General features: G+C 51.2%; 18 protein-coding genes. 10 read left to right on the plus strand and 8 right to left on the minus strand.

Features of this window, described 5'->3' with window-relative positions; translation table 11 throughout:
* Window positions 1-18 precede the first annotated feature (18 nt).
* Both FKW19_RS02135 and FKW19_RS02140 read right to left on the minus strand, forming a co-directional pair.
* Complete coding sequence (locus FKW19_RS02135) at window positions 19-612, minus strand: sigma-70 family RNA polymerase sigma factor (protein WP_089178971.1); 594 nt, start codon at window positions 610-612, stop codon at window positions 19-21.
* 100 nt (window positions 613-712) lie between these two features.
* Window positions 713-1,264: a sigma-70 family RNA polymerase sigma factor gene (locus FKW19_RS02140; RefSeq protein WP_255446461.1), complete on the minus strand. Its 552-nt coding sequence runs from the start codon at window positions 1,262-1,264 to the stop codon at window positions 713-715.
* A gap of 88 nt (window positions 1,265-1,352) precedes the next feature.
* Between FKW19_RS02140 and FKW19_RS02145 the strand changes: the two genes are divergently transcribed.
* The 3 genes from FKW19_RS02145 (at window position 1,353) to treF (ending at window position 6,082) form a co-directional block, all read left to right on the plus strand.
* A complete protein-coding gene (locus tag FKW19_RS02145; protein WP_089178973.1) occupies window positions 1,353-2,102 on the plus strand; it encodes a response regulator in 750 nt (249 codons plus the stop codon).
* A 51-nt stretch (window positions 2,103-2,153) separates the two neighbouring features.
* Window positions 2,154-3,962 (plus strand): ABC-F family ATP-binding cassette domain-containing protein, encoded by a 1,809-nt coding sequence (locus tag FKW19_RS02150; RefSeq protein ID WP_089178974.1) that lies wholly within the window; start codon window positions 2,154-2,156, stop codon window positions 3,960-3,962.
* Between the two features lie 65 nt (window positions 3,963-4,027).
* Window positions 4,028-6,082 carry an alpha,alpha-trehalase TreF gene (gene treF / locus FKW19_RS02155; RefSeq protein ID WP_089178975.1) on the plus strand — a complete coding sequence of 685 codons (2,055 nt, stop codon included), beginning with the start codon at window positions 4,028-4,030 and terminating at the stop codon, window positions 6,080-6,082.
* 15 nt (window positions 6,083-6,097) lie between these two features.
* Here treF and FKW19_RS02160 read toward each other — a convergent pair whose 3' ends face one another.
* Window positions 6,098-7,213, minus strand: coding sequence for an S-(hydroxymethyl)glutathione dehydrogenase/class III alcohol dehydrogenase (locus FKW19_RS02160; RefSeq protein WP_063354032.1), 1,116 nt, complete (start codon window positions 7,211-7,213; stop codon window positions 6,098-6,100).
* A 216-nt stretch (window positions 7,214-7,429) separates the two neighbouring features.
* On the opposite strand from FKW19_RS02160, the gene FKW19_RS02165 reads away from it, so the two are divergent.
* The gene (locus tag FKW19_RS02165; protein WP_035351694.1) at window positions 7,430-7,771 is read left to right on the plus strand and encodes a zinc ribbon domain-containing protein YjdM; all 342 of its coding nucleotides are present in this window, start codon (window positions 7,430-7,432) and stop codon (window positions 7,769-7,771) included.
* Window positions 7,772-7,830: 59 nt separating this feature from the next.
* Here the strand turns inward: FKW19_RS02165 and FKW19_RS02170 are convergent, their stop codons facing one another.
* Window positions 7,831-9,135, minus strand: a complete 1,305-nt coding sequence (locus FKW19_RS02170) for an aromatic amino acid transport family protein (RefSeq protein ID WP_006115335.1) — start codon at window positions 9,133-9,135, stop codon at window positions 7,831-7,833.
* A 228-nt stretch (window positions 9,136-9,363) separates the two neighbouring features.
* Here FKW19_RS02170 and FKW19_RS02175 point away from each other — a divergent pair, with 228 nt between their 5' ends.
* Window positions 9,364-10,278: a ketopantoate reductase family protein gene (locus FKW19_RS02175; protein WP_238331196.1), complete on the plus strand. Its 915-nt coding sequence runs from the start codon at window positions 9,364-9,366 to the stop codon at window positions 10,276-10,278.
* Between the two features lie 15 nt (window positions 10,279-10,293).
* On the plus strand, window positions 10,294-11,166 hold the full coding sequence (locus FKW19_RS02180; protein ID WP_089178976.1) for a PhzF family phenazine biosynthesis protein: 873 nt from the start codon (window positions 10,294-10,296) through the stop codon (window positions 11,164-11,166).
* A gap of 27 nt (window positions 11,167-11,193) precedes the next feature.
* Here the strand turns inward: FKW19_RS02180 and FKW19_RS02185 are convergent, their stop codons facing one another.
* Window positions 11,194-12,564, minus strand: a complete 1,371-nt coding sequence (locus tag FKW19_RS02185) for an amidohydrolase family protein (RefSeq protein WP_089178977.1) — start codon at window positions 12,562-12,564, stop codon at window positions 11,194-11,196.
* Window positions 12,561-13,574 carry an ABC transporter substrate-binding protein gene (locus FKW19_RS02190; RefSeq protein WP_089178978.1) on the minus strand — a complete coding sequence of 338 codons (1,014 nt, stop codon included), beginning with the start codon at window positions 13,572-13,574 and terminating at the stop codon, window positions 12,561-12,563. The genes FKW19_RS02185 and FKW19_RS02190 overlap by 4 nt, the downstream gene beginning before the upstream one ends.
* 148 nt (window positions 13,575-13,722) lie before the next feature.
* On the opposite strand from FKW19_RS02190, the gene FKW19_RS02195 reads away from it, so the two are divergent.
* From FKW19_RS02195 to FKW19_RS02210, 4 genes are all read left to right on the plus strand, one after another.
* Window positions 13,723-14,253 carry a DUF2165 family protein gene (locus tag FKW19_RS02195; RefSeq protein ID WP_089178979.1) on the plus strand — a complete coding sequence of 177 codons (531 nt, stop codon included), beginning with the start codon at window positions 13,723-13,725 and terminating at the stop codon, window positions 14,251-14,253.
* Window positions 14,254-14,289: 36 nt separating this feature from the next.
* Window positions 14,290-15,081 carry an ABC transporter ATP-binding protein gene (locus FKW19_RS02200; RefSeq protein ID WP_089178980.1) on the plus strand — a complete coding sequence of 264 codons (792 nt, stop codon included), beginning with the start codon at window positions 14,290-14,292 and terminating at the stop codon, window positions 15,079-15,081.
* A 3-nt stretch (window positions 15,082-15,084) separates the two neighbouring features.
* The gene (locus FKW19_RS02205; RefSeq protein WP_089178981.1) at window positions 15,085-15,852 is read left to right on the plus strand and encodes an ABC transporter permease; all 768 of its coding nucleotides are present in this window, start codon (window positions 15,085-15,087) and stop codon (window positions 15,850-15,852) included.
* A 235-nt stretch (window positions 15,853-16,087) separates the two neighbouring features.
* Window positions 16,088-17,098 carry an isopenicillin N synthase family oxygenase gene (locus tag FKW19_RS02210; protein ID WP_162870714.1) on the plus strand — a complete coding sequence of 337 codons (1,011 nt, stop codon included), beginning with the start codon at window positions 16,088-16,090 and terminating at the stop codon, window positions 17,096-17,098.
* A gap of 20 nt (window positions 17,099-17,118) precedes the next feature.
* Here the strand turns inward: FKW19_RS02210 and FKW19_RS02215 are convergent, their stop codons facing one another.
* Entirely contained in the window at window positions 17,119-18,489 is a 1,371-nt protein-coding gene (locus FKW19_RS02215; RefSeq protein WP_089178982.1) for an 8-oxoguanine deaminase, read from the minus strand.
* Window positions 18,490-18,554: 65 nt separating this feature from the next.
* A complete protein-coding gene (locus FKW19_RS02220) occupies window positions 18,555-20,894 on the minus strand; it encodes a TonB-dependent receptor (RefSeq protein ID WP_089178983.1) in 2,340 nt (779 codons plus the stop codon).
* Window positions 20,895-21,160: the final 266 nt, after the last annotated feature.

Below are 21,160 nucleotides of genomic sequence, written 5' to 3' on the forward strand. Positions count from 1 at the left end.
TATCGTACGCCATTGCGCTTATGCCGTCTGCTGTGCGTTACGCGTTGTGTTTCGGGCCGTGCGGGTTTTGCGTCGGGTAGAAGAAACTCTTGTGGTGGATTCTGCGCTTGTTTTGCCAGAAACACCGTCTTCGTCTTCTCCCATCAGCCAGACTTCTAGCTGCCGGCGCGCCCGAAAAACCCGGCTTTTTGCTGTACCCACAGCGCATCCGGCAACGTCTGCCAGTTCCTGATAGCTCATCCCCTCCAGAACACCCAAGACCAAAGCTTCCCGCTGGTCGTCTGGCAGCCGTGCAAGCGCTGCATCCAGTTCCTTCAGGGCCAGCCTGTCTTCATGCCGCCCGCTTACAGACAATAGGGATTGAGGAGTATCATCAATGTTCCCGACTTCCCGCTTTTTACGCAGGTCGGAGATAAAACGGTTACGCAAGATACGGTGCATCCATGCCGCAAAATTGGTGCCCATTACAAAACTATCCTGCGCCGCCAAAGCATTGCACACAGTATCCTGCACAAGATCTTCGGCCACAGAACGATTGCGGGTAAGCGCCAATGCCTGCACGCGCAGTTTGGGGAGGATAGCGATAACCTGATCATGGAAAGAGGCTGTCATTTTTGTGTTCTCCGCCTTGTGGATCTCTTACCCCTTCAATGTTCGGCGAAGTGGAAAGGTTACATTTAAAAACAAGTGAGTGTTCACGAAAACGAGAGCTTTAGGTTTGTGAGCCCTCCGGCCCATTTTTTCCATCCTGCGTGGCCATAACTTTTTTAAGTGCGGCCCGCGCGCGGGAAACGCGGGCCTTCATAGTGCCCACTTCCACCCCACATATGTCTGCGGCTTCTGCGTATGTTAGCTCCTGCGCACCAACAAGCACCAAAGCCTCACGCAGGAGCGGAGATATCTGCCACAACAGGCTTTCCAGCTCCTGCATTTCGGTTTGCGCGTGCGGTGACGATTCGGAGGTTGATGCGGGATGGTGCCCGTAATCTTCCAGCGCAATGCGTTCCCTACGGCCTTGGCGGTGCTGTTCCAAAAACAGATTGCGTAAAATGGCAAAGCACCATGCCCGCAGGTTTGTGCCGGGTGTAAAGCTTTCTGCCTTATCCAGAGCACGCACAATTGTATCTTGCACCAGATCATCTGCAATGGCGGAATCACGCGCCAGAAAGCGTGCAAACCCACGTAATGCAGGGATAATTGCAAGAAGTTCTGTGCGAAACGTGCGCCGCGTGGCAACATGGGTGGAATGTGGAGTGCGAGTCAGGATAAATCCCCTTTCCGGAAAGCCGGTGCGCGTGCATCATCGCGTTCTCGCATGTTTTTGTCATGACCCATTATGAAGGAGACTTGCCATGTCAGAGTCGCTGCGTGACGGCCTGATCCGGGCCCTCCCTTATGGCAGACGTTACGCGCGGGCGCTGACAGGCAGCCAACCAGAAGGTGATCTGCTGGTGGCTGAAAGCCTGCGCGGCCTTTCTGCGCAACGGCTGAAGGAAGGTTTCACGCCCCTCTATCAGCTCTATGAGGCAATTTCAGGGCTGTTTTCTCGCAAAGGATTTGCTGCGGAATATGATGTTGCGGGGCTTTCTGTAACACAGCGCCAGCTTTTGCTTTTGATCACGCTGGAAGAAGTGCCGGTTGAAATGGCCGCGCGGATTACAGGCGTGCCCCCCAAGCAAGCGGAACTGGAACTGGAAGACGCACAGGGCCGCCTGCACAAAAATGTACAGACATCTGTGCTGATTATTGAAGATGAACCCATTATTGCCATGGATATCGAACAGCTTGTGCTGCAATGCGGGCATCAGGTGGCAGGCATAGCCCATACACAGGCAGATGCGGTAAAATTAGCTAAAGAAACTAAGCCGGGGCTTATTCTGGCAGATATCAACCTTGGCCCTGGGGGGGATGGCATACAGGCGGTGGCAGAAATTACCTCATCCTTCAATGTGCCGGTTATTTACGTAACAGCGTATCCCGAACGCTTGCTGACTGGGGAAACCATGGAACCCAGCTTTGTTATTACCAAGCCGTTTGACCCCCTTACCCTTGCGGTTGCCACGTATCAGGCTGTCAGTAGCGCACGCACACAGGCTGCGTAACCAAATCAGCCTTTATTGTTCTTTCATAAATACGGATTATCTTTTCTAAGCATGGCGCATCCTCCTTTACTCCACCTGCAGGACATCACTCTTACACTGGGGGGGAACCCACTTCTGGATGGCGTAGGCTTTGCCGTTGGTCGGGGTGAGCGCCTGTGCCTTGTGGGCAGAAACGGATCGGGCAAGTCCACTCTTCTCAAAATAGCGGCTGGTGTTATTCAGCCGGATTCAGGCTCTGTTTTTGTGCAGCCCGGCGCTTCCCTGCGCTATCTGCCGCAGGAGCCGGATTTGACTGCCTATACCACAACAGCAGATTACGTGGTGAACCAGATAGGAGACCCGGATATGGCATGGCGAGCTGCGCCATTGCTAGATGCGCTGGGCCTGACGGGCAAAGAAAACACGCAAAACCTTTCTGGCGGTGAGGGCCGACGTTGCGCCATTGCCGGGGCGCTGGCTGCGGCCCCTGATGTGCTGTTGCTGGATGAACCGACCAACCATCTGGACATGCCCACCATTGAATGGCTGGAGCGTGAATTGCTGAGCCTTGGTTGCGCCATGGTGATTATCAGCCACGATAGGCGGCTTCTTTCTACGCTGTCACGCTCTGTTGTGTGGCTGGATCGGGGGGTAACCCGCAGGCTTGATGAAGGATTTGGGCGGTTTGAAGCTTGGCGTGAAGAGGTTCTGGAACAGGAAGAACGCGATGCGCACAAATTGGACCGCCAGATTGCGCGAGAAGAAGACTGGATGCGTTATGGCGTAACCGCACGCCGTAAACGTAACGTGCGCCGCGTGCGAGAGCTGGCAGATTTGCGCACCGCGCGTAAGGAAGCTATTCGCACCCCCGGTACCCTCACCCTGAACACACAGGCCGCCGCAACATCCAGCAAGCTGGTGGCTGTGGCGGAAGATATCAGCAAGGCATGGGGTGAAAAACAGGTGGTTCGCCATCTGGATCTGCGTGTTCTGCGCGGAGACCGGCTGGGTATTGTTGGGGCCAACGGTGCAGGCAAAACCACATTGTTGCGTATGCTCACAGGGCTGGACCGGCCCGATAGCGGCACAATCTCGCTTGGCCCATCCCTTAATATGGTTACGCTGGATCAGCAGCGCCGGAGCTTAAACCCAGAACGCACATTGGCCGATACCCTAACCGAAGGTGGCGGCGATATGGTGTTGGTGGGCACAGAAAAGCGCCACGTTATTGGGTATATGAAAGACTTTTTGTTCCGTCCGGAACAGGCACGCACGCCCGTAAGTGCTCTATCTGGTGGGGAACGTGGGCGGTTGATGCTGGCCTGCGCCTTGGCCAAGCCCTCCAATCTGCTGGTGCTGGACGAACCGACTAACGATCTGGATCTGGAAACACTCGATATCTTGCAGGATATGCTGGCTAGTTATGAAGGCACAGTGCTGCTTGTAAGCCATGATCGTGATTTTCTGGACCGTGTTGCCACATCTGTTCTGGCAACGGAGGGAGATGGTAACTGGATAGAATATGCCGGTGGATACAGCGATATGCTGGCTCAACGGCACCAGAAACCACTTACAACCGCTGCCGTGGTGGAAAATGAACCTGCCAAACCCAAGGATGCGGCCCCAGCACGCGGCCCCGCCAAAAAACTGAGTTATAAGGATCAGTTCGCGCTGGATAATCTGCCTAAGGAAATGGAAAAGCTGGAAGCACAGGCTGCAACGCTGCGTGAAAAACTGGCTGATCCAGACCTGTATGGCAAAAACCCAGCGCAGTTTGAAAAAATTTCGGTTGATTTACAAAAGCTGGAAACAAAGCTGGCCGAATCTGAAGAACGCTGGCTGGAACTGGAAATGAAGCGCGAAGCCCTGAAAGTAGATTAAAGTCTGGCGCATTTTTCAATCATCTTCGGCTTGCAGGTAAGCAGTGGCAATGCCTATGTTTTGGTATGCCTTGTTTTACTGGTTCTCTTTATAAGCGCACTCTTCCTTTCTATAGTGTGGCGCTTCTTGCTCTCCTCACCGCAGCGCCTATGGCGTATGCGCAGGATATGACTGATGCCGCGGATGCTGAAGGCGCACAACCATTGCTCAGTCTGGCGCCTTTACCGCCGGGGAGTGCGCAGCCAGCAGCTCCAAAGCCGGAGGGGAGAAAAGCGCCAGAAGTTATGGCCAAAAGCAAGAGTGAAACGCCAGTAGCGGTGGAACAGGATATCCGCCCGCCTTCTATTGCGTTTGATGGGCTTTTTGCAGCCATTCATCAAACACGTATGTTTACAGACCCCAAAGTGGTTTCAGACATTGTGCCCGATCGCTCTCCTACCGATCTGGTGGCATTATGGAAGCAGGAAAAAGACAAGCCAGGCTTTAACCTGAAAGACTTTGTAACAGAGCATTTTACTATCCCTGCCCTGCGCTCTGCCGCCTATACGCGCAAACCGGATGAAAGTGTGCGGGATTACATTTCCGGCATGTGGGATGTTCTGACGCGAGACCCGGACGTGGCCATGCCGTGGTCTACCCTACTGCCCCTCCCTTATAAGTATATTGTTCCGGGTGGGCGGTTTGCAGAGATTTATTACTGGGACAGCTACTTCACCATGATCGGCCTGTATGAGGATGATCATGTAGATCTCATGCGTGATATGGTGCGCGATATTGCATCGCTTATAGATACATATGGGCATATGCCCAACGGCAACCGCACATATTACCTCAGCCGTTCTGGCCTGCCATTTTTTTCCCTCATGCTGGATTTGCTTGCTAGCCATGATGGGCAGATTGCCTACACATCCTTTCTGCCGGAACTGCAGAAGGAATATGATTACTGGACCTTGGGTGCGGCCAATCTGCCGCCGGGCATGGCGCGGCACCATGTGGTGCGCCTGCAAGATGGTACCCTCATGTTCCGCCACTGGGATACACGCAGCGCCCCGCGTGATGAAAGCTGGCCGCAGGATATGGCCACAGCGCAGGAAACAAGCCGCCCTTCTGGCGAAGTCTGGCGTGATTTGCGGGCTGGGGCCGAAAGCGGGTGGGATTTTTCATCACGGTGGTTGGCTGATGGTAAAACGCTGACAACAATCCAAACTACATCACTGCTGACAATTGAATTGAACTGTCTGATGGTACATCTGGATCAGACACTCTCTCATGCTTATGCGCTGAATGGGCAGGAAGATAAGGCCAGTTATTACGCCCAGCAGGCAGAAATTTTACGTTCTGGCATTAATCGGTTTTTGTGGAACGAAAAACAGGGCGCCTATTTTGATTATAATTGGCGCACCGGGCGGCAAACAAATATCCTTTCCATTGCCACCTCCATGCCGCTGTTTTTGCATCAAGCCAGTGTCAATCAGGCCGATGCGGTGGCTGAAACCCTTAAAACCCGCTTGCTGCATGCGGGCGGTTTAACTGCAACAGAGCATCCAACAGGCCAGCAGTGGGATGCCCCAAATGGCTGGGCGCCGTTGGAATGGATGGCCGTTAAAGGGCTGGAACAATATGGGCACCACGAATTTGCGGCCGATATTGCGCGCCGTTGGATGGCCCGCGTGATTGGCACTTTTGAACGCAGTGGTGTGTTGCTGGAAAAATACGATGTTTCTGCCACCGAGATCAGCCCAACAGGCGGTAAAGGTGGTGGGGAATACCCCATGCAGATTGGCTTTGGTTGGACGAACGGCACCTTGGTGGGCTTTATGAACCGCTATCCGCAAAATACGCGGCAGGTGTTGGATAACAACCCACTGGCAGATCAACCCTCGCAAGAACCTCTGCCCCCAATTGATGCGTGGGATGCAAAGGGCCCGGAAATTCCAGTGGAAGAACGTTCGCCCTTGCGTGGTGTGCCGTTGTCATCCCTCAATATGGAACAATTCAACAAGGATGATGATGGAGACGATGATGATGACGCTCCTGAACAGGATGCCCCGCACAGTGCGCCTTCATCAGACAAACCGATCCAGCATAGCGATCAGCCAGCTAAACCAAAGGATCAGTAAGCACCGGTTAGTGTATTACGGGGTGTAGTGAATTACACTCCGAATGGATTTGCCCTCGTGCATCAGGTCAAACGCTGTGTTGATATCTTCTAGTGGCATGGTGTGGGTTACAAATGGGGCCAGATCAATTTTGCCTGCCATGGCATCTTCCACCATGCCGGGGAGCTGTGTACGGCCTTTAACACCACCAAATGCCGTGCCTTTCCATGTACGGCCCGTTACCAACTGGAACGGACGGGTGGAAATTTCCTTTCCGGCACCGGCTACGCCAATAACTACAGATTGGCCCCAGCCACGGTGTGCACATTCCAAGGCCGCGCGCATAACTTCAACATTGCCGATACATTCAAAGCTGTGGTCCACGCCCCAACCTGTCATTTCAATAATAACCTGCTGAATGGGGGCTTCATAATCCTTGGGATTGATGAAATCCGTAGCTCCAAAAGCCTTGGCCAGTTCAAACTTGTCCGGGTTGGTATCAATAGCAAAAATTCGTCCGGCCTTGGCTTGGCGCGCACCCTGAATAACGGCTAGGCCTATACCGCCCAAGCCAAAAACAGCTACAGAATCCCCTTCTTGCACTTTGGCCGTGTTGTGTACGGCCCCAATGCCTGTGGTAACGCCACAACCCAGTAGGCAAACCTGTTCGGGGTTAGATTCTGGGTTGATTTTAGCCAAGGAAACTTCGGCTACCACCGTGTATTCACTAAAGGTAGAACACCCCATGTAGTGGTAAAGTGGCTGACCTTTGTAGGAAAAACGGCTGGTGCCATCCGGCATCACACCTTTACCCTGCGTGGCACGCACTGCAATACACAAGTTGGTTTTGCCAGAAGTGCAGAACTCACACTTACCGCATTCTGCCGTATATAGCGGAATAACGTGGTCTCCGGGCTTAACACTGGTAACGCCTTCGCCAACTTCCATCACAATACCTGCGCCCTCATGCCCCAGCACAACGGGAAAGAGGCCTTCTGGGTCCTGCCCCGAAAGAGTGAAGGCATCTGTGTGGCAAACGCCAGTGTTCAGGATTTTAACCAGAACTTCCCCGGCCTGTGGGGGAGCTACATCAATTTCAACAATTTCCAGAGGTTGGCCCGGTTTGAATGCAACTGCGGCGCGTGATTTCATGAAAATCTTCTCCTGTTCATCAAGGCTGGCAGTAATCTGCCATATTCACTTGCCTGTTGATATTGAGAGTTCAGGGTGAACCCATCACAATTTCTGCTTAAATATAAACATCGTGGTATTTCGTGTTCTCCATCATAAATGGTATTTATCAAAAACACCTTCTGCCCCTGCCCTTTGGGTTCAGGATTTCAGACGGAGAAATTAAAGGATGATAAAATGAAGTGCCCTTCTTGTGGTTCCGAGTATCCCTATCATGATGGAAATTTGTGGGTTTGCCCGGAATGTGCCCATGAATGGAATGCAGAAACCCAAGCGGATGCTGCAGAAGCGGAGGTTTCATCCGTTGTGCGAGATGCCAACGGAAACCAGCTTGCTGATGGTGATACGGTAACGGTTTTGAAAGATCTGAAAATTAAAGGATCTTCTCAGGCTGTTAAAGGCGGAACCAAGGTTAAGAACATTCGGCTGGTTGATGCGGGTGATGGCCACAACATTGCCTGTAAGATAGCTGGCTTTGGTGCGATGAACCTGAAATCAGAATTCGTGAAAAAATCCTGATGAGTCAACCAAAGGGCGTATGTTCAAACATGCGCCCTTTGGTTTGTTCGGTTTTGTGTTTACATCCACGCCAACAAGGGTGAGATGCAAAGCAGTACGCCAATAAGGGTAATAAATACGAGGCTGGGCTTGCGATATTTGCGCAGATCAGGCGTTTTTACCACCAGCCAGACGGGTAGCAAGCAGCCAATAATACCAAAAATCGGGCTACTGAATGTTGTAAAAGACAACACCGGCAAATTGGCAACCACCGCACCCCATGAAAGGAGGATAGCAAACCCCATAACGCCATACTGAACCCAGTTGCGGTGCAGATGCCCAGGTTTGACCCAATGCCCCAGTATGGAACTGAAAATACCCACGCTGGCTTCCCGAAAACCAAGGTAGACCCCAAAAAATGCTGTCATAACGGCAAAAAGGTTCAGAATAACGCCAATTAAGCTGATAGAACTTGTCGGAAATACCTGCGCAATAATGGCCAAGGCAGAAATGTTTTGCTGATACGCGGCAATGGCATCACTTGGCTTCATGGCCAGTGTAAAGGATATTGCGTAGAAAAAGACCGTTACAAACAGAATGGCAAAAGCAATATTCATGGCCCGCAAGGCCTTGTAACGCGCCACTTCTGGAGATTTTTCCCGTGCCCGGTAGGAAATTACCATTGGGCTGAGGGTTTGAATAAACAAAATGGACGTAAGCGTAAAAGGCAGCGTAATAACGGCTTTTGTTACCAACGTGCCAACGGGTGGTAATGCGCCAAGGTTGGCGGTGTTCCAGCGTGGGATCATGAAAATGCCCATGGCCGCTACAATCAGCAGTTTGGTGATCACCATAAAGGAAGACATGCGGAACAGCAGTTTTTCCCCACGAGAGGCCAAGCCTACCAGAACGGTTAGCAGAATAAGCGGGTACCACGCATAATTGGAAAGCAGATGCGGCGTTATGCCAAAGCTGTGCAAGTAAGATGCGCTATCCCGCGTAATGGCGGTGGCATATACAAACATCCATATAACCAACATGACAAAATACAGTGCACCTAACAAGGTGCCCCAGCCTCGCCCCAGATAGCTGGAGATCATATCTGGATATGTCTGGCTTACGCGCGCAGATGCCAGCGTGTTGATGAACAGCCGCTGAAACAGATACATACCGGGGTACCCGACAACAGCAGACAGTAAAAAAACCCACACGCCCATCAGCCCTACCTGAACGGGCAGAAATACAATACCAGCACCAATGGCCATGCCAATGCTCATGACAATCCAGCCAATATCTGTGCCATCAAACCGGGTTGCCTCTTTCCATTGCTGGGGAGAAAGCGCATCGGGGCCAGCGTTTAATATGCGTGTGTCAGGCGGCTGCATAAATGTTTCCGTAATCTAGGTGATCTCATTTATAGAACGAGTAGATTGAGAAAACACATAAAACAACAAATTTTACGTAATCAGATAAATTAACGAACAAAAATCGTTAATTGAGGTCGTTAAAGCTAAAAGCTGTGCACGGCCAATATGCTTCATTTTAATGATGTCTATGCTATGGGCGTTTTTAGCCATCAATCCCTTCTTCTGAGCGATATTGTTTTTATAAAAATGAACACACAGTTTTCTCCAAACACTAAAACCGTTGCCCTTATCGGTGCTGGAGCCGTCGGGCTTTGTCTCGCTGCGGCTTTTATGCAGGCTGGATGGCAGGTTGTGGTGTGTGGAGCGCGGGCGAGGTTTCCTCAAATTGAAGAAACCGAAGGAACAGATACCCACACATATTCTATCCGACATGCTGCCACACCGGCAGATATTGGCCCTTGCGATACCGCTATTCTGGCTGTGAAGTCTCACCAAACCCAAGATGTCTCTGCCTGGATAAGCGCGTTTAACCGGGCCAGCGCCACTTTTCTGGTTGCACAAAACGGGCTTGGGCAAAAAGAGCGTGTGGCTGCCTATGCACCACACGCCAATATTCTGCCAGCTATTGTTTATTTTAACGCGCAGCGTTTTGCCCCCGGCAGGGTCACGTTAAAGCGTATTGGAGCGTATGATTTATGCGTGCCAGATGATGCCGCAGCACAATATTTTGCGAATGTTCTGCAAACAGGAGGCATGCGGGTGCAGGTAACAGCAGATATGGCCACTGCACTGTGGTTGAAATTGTTGGCTAATATTACAGCCAACCCTATCACCACGCTTACAGGCCGCCGCACAGGCATCATGCAAGAATGTGCTATTCAGGCTGCCGCACGGCAGATTATGGCCGAAGCCGTAAAGGTTGGGCAAGCTGAAGGCGCAAAACTGACTGCGCAGCATGTAGAGGATATTCTTTTATGGCTGCAAACCATACCGGCAGAGAGTGTCACATCTATGTTGCAGGATCGTCAGGCTGGACGAGAGTTGGAATATGAAGCTTTAACAGGTTACGTTGTGAAAGCAGCAGAAAAGCATGGAATTGATGTGCCACTGAACCATCTGGTTTTGTCTCTGTTATCTTCTATCCATCCCGCACATCCGTAAAGGCACAGTAGCATCATGAAACGTGCGTTTAAAGTTGTAGATGTTTTTACAAAAACGCCTCTTCTGGGTAATCCGGTAGCCGTTGTGCTGGATGCAGATGGGCTGGATACAAAAACCATGCAGGCCATTGCAGGTTGGACAAATTTGTCTGAAACCACGTTTCTGTTGCCGCCTCAAAACCCGCAGGCTGATTACCAGTTACGCATATTTACTCCACGGCATGAACTCCCATTTGCCGGTCACCCAACCCTTGGCAGTGCTCATGCAGTGCTGGAAGTCGGGCGCGCTGCGCCACGCAATGGTGTGGTGGTGCAAGAATGTGGCGTTGGGCTTGTAAAGCTGGCTGTGGATGGAGATGGCGTAAACAGAACACTCTCTTTTGCCGTGCCGCCAGCAAAGCTTACCCCGTTAAACCCAGCCCAAATTGAAAGGTTGGAGGGTATTTTGGGCGCTACAGTTGAGCGTAAAATGACCCCCATGATTGTGGATATGGGTGTGGTCTGGATTGTTGCGCAACTTTCCAGCGCAGCCAAAGTGCGTGCCTTGCGCCCAGATTTTGCACGTTCCGTGGCGTTTGAGCACAGCCTTGGCGCTACCGGAATTACGGTTTTTGGGCCGCATGCAACAGGTGATGCCCAAATAGAAGTGCGGTCTTTTGCCTGTTCTCAAGGTGTGCAGGAAGACCCGGTATGTGGCAGCGGAAACGGAAGTGTAGCCATATTTTGCCAAGCACATGGGCTGCTGCCTAAAAGACCTAGCGCCTATACAGCCACGCAAGGGAATTGCCTTGGGCGATCTGGCCGTATTGCGGTGCACATTGCCCCTGATGGTCAAATAGCAATTGGCGGCCAGTGCGTGACAACAGTGGATGGCATTTTACAAAACTAACGGAAACTGTTTTTAAACACCTTCCCCTTATGCAGACACAGCCTTTGCCAGACGTTTTACAACGTGGCGTGAATGCTGCATGAGTTCTGGCAGATCAACACCTTTTACGATGCCATCATACACAACGGGCTTACCCGCTTTCAGCACGTGCCGAACACATGCCGCTCCGGAAGCAACAGGTGCAATAAGTGGATCTGCCAACCCAGCATGACGCGGGTGATTGATATCGTGCACAACCAGATCCGCCACCATACCCTCCGCCACGGCTCCTATATCTGGTAGCCCCAGAATACGGGCGCCCTCGTAAGAACTCCAGCGCACGACATCTTCGCACCGAATAGCATCTGCGCCATGCACGAAGCGATGCAAAAGCCACGCGGTATGCATTTCTGCCCCCATATCGCATGCCTCGTTTGAAGCCGCGCCATCAACGGCTAGAGAAACACGCCCTCCAGCCTGTTCCAAAGCCGGTGCAGGCGCAATGCCAGAACCCAGCCGCCCGTTGCTTTGCGGACAATGGGCCATGCCTGTTTGAGTTTGGGCCAGAAGCGCTATTTCGCTGGCATCAAGGTGCACCAAATGGGCAAACCAGACATCCGGGCCTAGCCAGCCATGCTCCCCTACAAACTGAACGGGGCGCATGCCGTACACTTCGTTGCAGTATTTAACGTAATTCTCCGTTTCAGAAAGATGGGTATGCAGGCCAATGCCCATGCTACGTGCGCCTTCCGCTAGTGCACGTAGCTCATCCGGTGTTACGCCCCATGTGGGGGTGTTGGGCGCTATGGCAATGCGTCTGCTGCTATCTGGTGCCGGATCATGGTAACGGCTGACCAGATCACTCACGCGTTTGAGCATTTCATCCAGCGTTTCTGTGGGGGCTGGAACAATTTCATCCGTATCGAACTTGCGGGTTCGGGTGGTGCCTCCACGCGCCAGAACCAGCCGCATACCCAGTTTTTCTGCTGTTTCAAACAACACAGCGGCAGGATCATACTGATAGCTGCGGGCAAACAGATAATGATGATCCACTACCGTCGTGCAGCCGGAGAGAAGAAGCTCTACCATACCAACCTGAGCAGCAGTTTGCAGCGTATCTTCATCCAGATAACGCCAATACGTGTTGGGTACCAAGCGCAGCCATTTTTCAAGTGGCGCATTAATGGCAGATGGAATGCCCTTCAGCATGCTCTGGAACAAATGATGGTGGGTGGAAACCAAGCCTGGGGTAATCACCCCACCCTTTGCATCCAGCACCGTATCTTCTGCCTGTTCGGGAATATGCCCAATACTGAGAATGCGCCCTGCCCGTATGCGGATATCTCCTGTGCGCCGTTCCTGTGGCCCTTTCAGGCCAGTGAGAATGCCGGATGCGTTGCGTATAACCAGATCATTCATGCGGGCATTACCTTGGCGAGATCTGTGAATTTGCTTGTAAAGGCGGATTGCCAGTTTACGGCTTTATCCAGCAGATCATTCTCCACCATGAATTGATATGTTGCCTGCCAGCGGGCTTCTGTCATGCAGCCTAGCCCTAATGTTTTTGTATCTCCACCTTCCACATCATTGGCTTTGGCCATGGCGTTATGGCCAAACATGATCTGGCCTTCTGTCATGCGTGGGTTGGCTTTACGTATCAGGGTATTGCCGGGTTCTGGGTCTTGCATATAATCCTGCCACCCTAAGAGAGAGGCATGCACGAAGGCTTGCGTGGTGGCATCATTTTTGTCTGCAAATTCGTGCGTGGTCAGCACGGGTGTGCCGTATGGTGGGTAGCCCAGATCTGCAAATGGAAAAAATTTTACAGGCACGTTGCGCTGCTGGGCCTCGTAGGGCTCGGACGATGCATAGGCTTGTACAGCCATTTCCGGGTCCAGAAAAAATGGTTGCAGGTTAAAGGTGTAAGGCTTTGCCTGTGCTGGGCTGTAACCAAACTTCTTGCACAGCCACCCCCAGTAGGATGCATGGGCGGGGCTGGAAATGAGAATGGGATGATTACGTAGCTGGGCCAGATCGGTAATATTATCGTGCGTCATCAACCCTTGCAGATCATGCTGAAAAGAGGACATGACAGTCAGCAACGGCATGCCGCCCTGTATGCCGCGTAGGGTCTGAAAATCATAACCTGTTACAAAATCTGCGCGGCCAGCGGCCAGTATTTGCATGGTATTTACCTGCGGGCCACCCATATCTATTTGTACATCCAGCCCTTTTTGCGCGTAAAACCCCTTGGCCAGCGCCTGATAAAATCCGCCTACTTCTGCCTGCGCAAACCATGATAGCAGCAGCCTGACCGGCGTAGCGGCGTGCGCACGTTTAAACGGCGTAAATGCAGCAACAGACGATGCCGCAGCAGCTGAAAGCAATGTTCGACGTGTAAGAGACATTCCGAGTTCCTGCACTGGCACGACCTGATTATTTCGTATCCGGTATGTTCATACAGAACGTACGCATTTGGGAAGCTGTAAAATAGAGCACGCGCCATTGCTTTTTTTGTAATGATTTCCCCCTTGATCTTCGCAGGATTGAATGGCCTAAACTGCATAAATCATTTCTATGCAGGAATGTTATATGTTGCGCCTGTCCGCTTTTTCTTCCCCGGTTGTTCTTTCTCGTTTGGCTAAAACCGCCATGGTGGGAGCATTGGGTACGTTTGGCCTGATTGTCGCGCTGAATAACGTGACAGATTATAACTCCAATTTTCAGTTTGTGCGTCATGTTTTAAGCATGGACACAACTTTCCGTGGGAACAGCCTGATGTGGCGCGCCATATCCCAGCCTGTTCTGTGGCACCTGTTTTACGGCCTGATTATTCTGGGGGAAGCTGCAACGGGTTTGCTTTTTGCCATTGCTGCTTGCCAGATGGGTGCGCGCCTTCTGGCCCCGCAAGATACGTTTAGAGCAGCAAAAAAGTTTGTGCCCGTAGCCACCGCACTGGGGTTTCTGATCTGGTTTTTTGGCTTTTCTGTTGTAGGTGCCGAGTGGTTTCTCATGTGGCAATCACAGGCATGGAATGGCCAGCAACCAGCATTCCGCTTTTTTATAACTATGCTGGCTGTGTGTATTTACGTGCAACAGCCCGAATAATCTTTTGCCTTTTCTTCTGCAAAGTTTGGATGGATCATGCAAGAAACCGTTATCAGCATTCAGTCTGCTGAAAAAACCTTTCCAAACGGTGTTCAGGGGCTGGCACCTATTACCTTGGATATTCATCCCAAAGAACGTATCGGCCTGATTGGCCCTTCTGGTTGCGGCAAAAGCACGTTGCTAAAGCTGATTGCCAATTTACATCAACCTTCCTCTGGGCATTTGAAGTGGTGGAACAAAGGGTTTGCAGAAGTAGGCAAGGAAAAACGTCGGCTGTCCTTCGTGTTTCAGGAGCCTACTCTTATGCCGTGGAGCACAGTACGCAAAAACGTGCGTTTGCCGCTGGATCTGGAAGGTATCTCTCCCGCAGTATCAGAACCACGCGTGCAGCATGCGCTGGAAATTGTAGGCTTGGCCCATGCGGCAGACCGCTTTCCCGCCCAGCTTTCAGGCGGAATGAAGATGCGTGTCTCTATTGCGCGGGCGTTGGTCACACGCCCGAACCTGCTTTTAATGGATGAGCCCTTTGGCGCTTTGGATGAACTCACCCGTAATCGGCTGGATGAAGACATGGCCACATTATGCGCCAAGGATGATCTTACCCTGTTGTTTGTAACGCATTCTTTGTACGAGGCCGCTTTTCTTTCTACCCGTGTTATGGTTATGGCGGCGCATCCGGGGCGTATATTTGCCGAATATAAAATTGATCCTGCTATCCCCAGAAATGAGGATTTTCGCTTAAGCGATACCTTTGCCATGATCTGCCAGGATCTCAGCAAACTGCTTATCGAAGCTTCTCACTCCTCCCTTCTTGCAGAGGTGGCCTAGCCTATGCCCGCCCGCCTGATATCCATTTTTGCGCCGCTTGCTGTTGGCATTCTGTTTCTGCTGTTGTGGCAGGGTGTCTGTTATTTTTGGCATATTCCGCCTTACCTTATGCCTGCGCCATCTGATATCGCACACTCTCTGGCCAGCAATATTGGCACCTTGTGCCATGCGTTGTACAGCACGCTTACGGTAACATTGGTGGCGCTTTTGGTTTCTGTGGTTTTAGGTGTTTTGGTTGCCTTTGTACTGGTGCAACATCCGCTAATCGAACGCAGCCTGATGCCCTATGTGGTGCTTATGCAGGTAACGCCTGTAGTAGCCCTTGCCCCGTTGATTATCATTTTAGTGAAAACAACGTTTCTGGCTCTTGTTATCTGCGCCACGTTGATTGCCATTTTTCCTATTATTTCCAATACTTTGCAGGGGCTTAAAAGTGTTGATCCGGGGCTGGCGGCGTTTTTCCGTATGCATAAAGCCTCGCGCCTTAAAACGCTTTTGCGCCTGCAAGTACCCAGCGCTTTGCCCATGTTTATGGCGGGCTTGCAAATTTCCAGCGGTTTGGCCCTTGTTGGCGCTGTAGTGGCAGAGTTTGTGGCTGGCACAGGGGGAAACAGTGCCGGTTTGGCCTACGAAATTTTGCAGGCTGGTTTTCAGATGGATATTCCGCGTATGTTTGCTGCGCTGTTCATGATCACCCTTACTGGTCTTGCGCTCTATATGGCTACCAGTAGCATCAAAAAACTGGTGTTATATAATCGCGTTCAGCATTGAAAATTGACTTTGTTAACAGCGCAATTTTGTTGACTATTCGAAATATATTCATCTATACTACAGAAAGTGAGTAGAAGCGGTCGGAATAGAAATATTCTGGGCATTGCTCCACCATGTTGGTCTTATTCAGCATGGGGGAAGCTTTGGCCGCTAGATACTATGCTTTCCCACATGCTGGTTAGTGCCAACTGCTACGCCCTACAGGCCAGTTTGCAATTTGTGTGTGAGAAACGCCATGACCCTAAACACCAAAACCACTCCAAATTATTCTATGGAGGAGCTTAAGCGCGAGGCTACTATTGGCAGTATGGGTACAACCTCTGCCCGATCCATCCCGGTGATTGATTTTTCAGATTACGAGAACAGGCGTAGCCAGATTGCAGATGATCTGTGGAATGCCGCTACAAAAGATGGTTTTTTTCAGGTTATCAATCACGGTATTTCGTTGGAAGATATTGATAATGCCTTTGCAGAAGCAAAAAGATTTTTTGCTCTTCCCATGTCAGAAAAAGAGGTTTTCAAAAAGAAACCAACCGTGAATGCTGGCTGGGAATATTGCTCTCAGGTAAGGCCTTCCACGGGTACGCCAGATAATAAGGAATCTTACCAGATTACTTTGCCGGAAATGGATAATCTGTGGCCTAATGAACAAGTTCTTCCCGGATTTCAGGAAAAACTTCTGCAATTTGAGGAAGATAACTGGCAACTTGCCATGAAAATACTTTCCTGTTTTGCAGAAAAGCTTGGGTTTAAAACAGATTTTTTTGCAGAGTGCTGTAAAAGATCTTCTCCGGGGTATCAGTGTACCTTACGTCTTATCCATTACATGAGCATGGAAAACGCCAAACCGGAAGATTTCAAGCAATGGCGTGCCGGTGCCCATTCAGATTTCGACTGTCTCACGCTTTTGCATCTGCGCGAAGGTGAAGGCGGCTTGCAGCTTTGCCCAGGTAACGAAATTTCATCCAATGCGTGGACAGAAGTTACACCCGTAGCAGGTGCCGTTACCTGCAATATTGGCGATATGTTGATGCGTTGGAGCGATGATAAGCTTAAGTCCACCCTCCACCGTGTGCGTATGCCGCAACCGGGTGAATATCTTGGCCCACGCTTGTCTGTTCCATTTTTCTGCCAGGCAAACCGGGAGGCTGTGATTGAAGGGCCAGAAGGTAAATATCCCCCTATCACAGCGGAAGACTACATTTACCAACGCTTACATGCCAACTTTGTGCAAAAACACAAGTAAAGGATAAATATGGGGGAAGTTTAACTTCCCTCATACAGTTTTTTTGCCAGCCGGTTATGCTGTTCTATGACGGCATGCACATCCAGCTTTGTGAAATGTCCGCCCTGTATCAGCACCTTGCCATTAACCATGCTGAAGGCAACGGAAGATGGTGTGCAAAATACCAAAGCAGCTACAGGGTCACTTAATGCGCCAGTGTATTCCAGCTTGCGCATATCAAATGCAATAATATCGGCTGCTTTTCCTACCGCTAATTGGCCAATATCTGTGCGGCCCAGAACTTTGGCCCCTCCGCGCGTGGCTAAAGCCAACACATCACGCGCTTTAAGCATGATGGCCTGTTCATCCTGCGCAGATAATAGGCGAGAAACCAGCATAGCCTGCCGGGCTTCTGCCAGAATGCTCGCACCATCATTAGAGGCAGATCCATCAACCCCTAGCCCTACCGGAACACCATGCTGCTGCATGCTCCAAACAGGGGCAATGCCAGATGCCAAACGCATGTTAGAACAGGGGCAATGGGCTATTCCCGTACCCGTTTGGCCAAAGCGGGCCATGCCTGCGGTGTCTAGTTTAACGCAATGGGCATGCCAGACATCGGCCCCAACCCAGCCAACATCTTCTGCATATTCTGCTGGTGTTTGGCCAAAGCGTTCCTTGCTGTAAGCGACATCATGCTCATTTTCGGCCAGATGCGTGTGCAGCCGCGTGCCTGTGGTGCGGGCCAGTTCTGCCATATCACGCATAAGCTCTGGGCTGACAGAAAAAGGCGAGCACGGCGCACCTCCTACAGTTAGCATCGCCAGAGGCTCTGGGTCATGGTACGTTTCAATCACGCGCAACGTATCACGCAGAATATCGGCTTCTTTTTCTACCAAACTATCTGGTGGTAGCCCCCCTGCGCTTTCTCCAACACTCATGCTGCCACGGCAGGCATGAAAGCGCATGCCCATTTCAAGCCCAGCCTCAATTTCATCATCAAGGCGGCATCCATTGGGGAAAAGGTAGAGATGATCACTGGTTGTGGTGCAGCCAGACATCAACAGTTCTGCCATAGCCGTGCGGGTGGAGGCTTTTACCATTTCTGGCGTTAAGCGTGCCCAAATGGGGTAAAGTGTTTGCAGCCACTGGAAAAGCGATGCGTCCTGAGCCTGCGGAATAACCCGCGTTAAGGACTGATACATGTGGTGGTGCGTGTTCACCATGCCGGGCATCACCACATGGCCAGACATATCCAGCACGTCATCGGCTGGGGGATGCGGGTCTTCCATACCACCAAGGGCGACAATCTGCCGCCCTTCTATCGCGATCCATCCGTTTTTCAATTCTTGCCTGGCATCATCCATTGTGACGAGGCAGAGGGCATTTTTCAGCAAGTATCGACGTGACATGGTAAAAACACCTAGCCCCTCCCTTTGTAGTAAAGAGAGGGGCGTTAAGTTTGTTCAGGACGGCATTAGAAAGAGGTAGAAATTGTGCCTGTCATGGAGAAACGTGGTTCCACCATAAAGGTGTTGCCGTAACCAGTATATGCTGCGGAACTACCGCTATAAACCGTGCCGGAATCATGCTTACTGTAAACAGCGCCCATGGCGCCTGTGCGCACAATAGAACCCGTAAGGTTGGTGAAGTTCAACCGGAATGTGGGAGACTTCACAAAGCCAAATGGTTTGAAGTGATACCCAACCGTCAGGCTGTTGGTCACGTAACCCGGTATTCTCTGGTCTCCGGCAACGCTCACGGATTGCGGGCCGGTGTAATGCACGGAACCATTGGCAAAGAAGCCTTTATACTTATAGGTCAAACCAAAGTTAGCCATAACCCGTGGCGCCATAATGGCCTGCGTGCCCTTGGAATGCAGCATGATGTTCTGGTAAGGATCGAACACGTTGCTATCCTGCGTGGCGTGCAGATACTCCACAGAAGCATAGGGGCTGAAACCGTGGATTTCTCGCCCGGCAATCATGAAGTCCAGCCCGCGCATGGTCTGGCTGCCAATGGAGAACGGGCGGTAGTTGTTCATACCCAAATACTGGTCAACCACACGGTTGGTAACGTTGTAGTTGAAGAATGACAGATCCATCATCATGTAGCGGTTGTGGTAGCGATACCCCAGTTCTTCTTTGATGGAATACTGGTTTTTCAGGATAGGCACATTTGTGTATAGCCAGCCCATATCGTTTTCTGTCGGCTGGCGGTAATCCCCTTCCGCATTCACATAGATCTGGTTCTGATCGTTAATGTTGTAGCTGATGGAAAGCTGCGGCAATGGCGCCGTGCTATTGCGCCCCTGGCTTCCGTAGTAATCCTTGTTCCATGCGTTGGACATAACAAACTTAAAGCCGCCGTTAATCAGCAGTTTGTCGTGCAGATACTTGGCTGTATCCTGAATGAACAGTGAATGGATTTCATACCCAGCAACCTGCCGATCGCCTTTATCAATACGATACTGAGACCAGTTCGGGCTGGGGGCACCGCCCGCAGGCATAGCAAAGCTGGTAGGATAGCTACGGTCTGACTGGCTGTTGTTATACCAGTAACCGAAGGTCAGGTGGTTGTGCCTGTCAATATCGTAACTGAGAGATGCCGTAGCCCCCACGACCCGGTCACCATGCTCCTGAAAGTAACCGATTGTGTTCTGCATATCACCCGCAGCATTCTCTTCCGCGCCATTGGGTTTGGCGCTCCAGCCCTGCCCGTAGGTGAGGTATGGGTGCAGATCAAACGAGAGCTTGTCCGTAATAACGGTGTGGATCGGTGCACTCAGGAAAATCTGGTTCCAGTGGTCAGCATTGTTCTTCCAATAGTTTGCATTCCCCGGATGGGATGAACGATCCCAGCCCTGCCCCGTGTGCTTATACAGCATGAACTGATCTTCTGTGGGGTAGTTATCAATGGTCCAGTCAGCCGAGTTCCATGAGATAAACAGGTTGGCGTTGGAACCGTTTTCCCAATCCTTGCGTGCGCCAAAATCAATATGCTTACGCTCGTTAATGCCAGAACCCATCCAGCTACGTGCATGTGTGTTGGAGAAGGAAAAGTAGCCTCGGATACCGCTATTGCCGATATCACCGGAATCAAGGCGAATAAATTCGCGCGAGAGATTGTTGGTGCCGTAAGAAAAATCTGTCATACCGCCAAATTTATGTGACGCGACATGGGATTTGGAGTTCATTACCCCACCAGCGGCAGACATAACCGGCAGATCACGCGCGGCACTGCCGGGGGTGATGCTAACTTCATCCACGTTTTCTGAATCAATAATTTCTGCCAGATATTTTGCCTGCCCGGCAGAAATGCCATCTACCATAATGGCCATATCACGGTCTGTCAGGCCGCGTGTCTGCACCTGTCCGCCCTGCATGCCCGATGTATCTGGGGTGGTAACGTTCACGCTTGGCAGGTTTTTAACCAGATCCAGCGCTGTGGAAACGGGGCTGCGCATATCAATATATTCTTTGGTGACTGTCTGCACCGCATGTGGGGCTGTTTCAAGCCGCATCATGCCGCCACCGCCATTGCGCTTGCGGCGTGTGGAACCCACCGAGATTTCTTCTGCCCCATGTGCCTCAATTGCTTTTGTGGAGCGTGGGCGTGCATGCGCCGCGGAAGTCGTTGAAGATGCACGTGTAAGCTGGGATGATTTTTTGGCTGCCGTAGCCGTTTGTGCCTGAGCCGTAGAAAGGCTGGCGCAAAATCCAACAGCACTGACAAGGCAGGACAATGTTGCAAGATGTTGGCGGTATGTCAGTCGGGACAAAACTGGGCGGGACGGCGCAATAATCCGAAAGGACATGAGAAAATTCCTCAGCAGGGAAGCTTAACAATGATGCAGAAACAGGAGGTCAGTTTATTCAAATTGACCTGTGTAGAAGCCGTAATTTGAAAATCGGCAGAGATCTTTGAGTAAGCTTCCAACATGAGATTAAGGCTCCGGGCAGCGGGCGGATAAAACGATACGATATCGATATATATAGGTATATAAGTGATCGCACAAAAACAAAAAAAGCATTTTCTTATTGCCGTTTTAAGAGCGCTATCTGATCTGAATTTAGCAATGCA

Origin of the sequence: Acetobacter sp. DmW_125128 (assembly GCF_008704325.1) — a bacterium.
Classification (GTDB): Bacteria; Pseudomonadota; Alphaproteobacteria; order Acetobacterales; family Acetobacteraceae; genus Acetobacter; species Acetobacter oryzifermentans.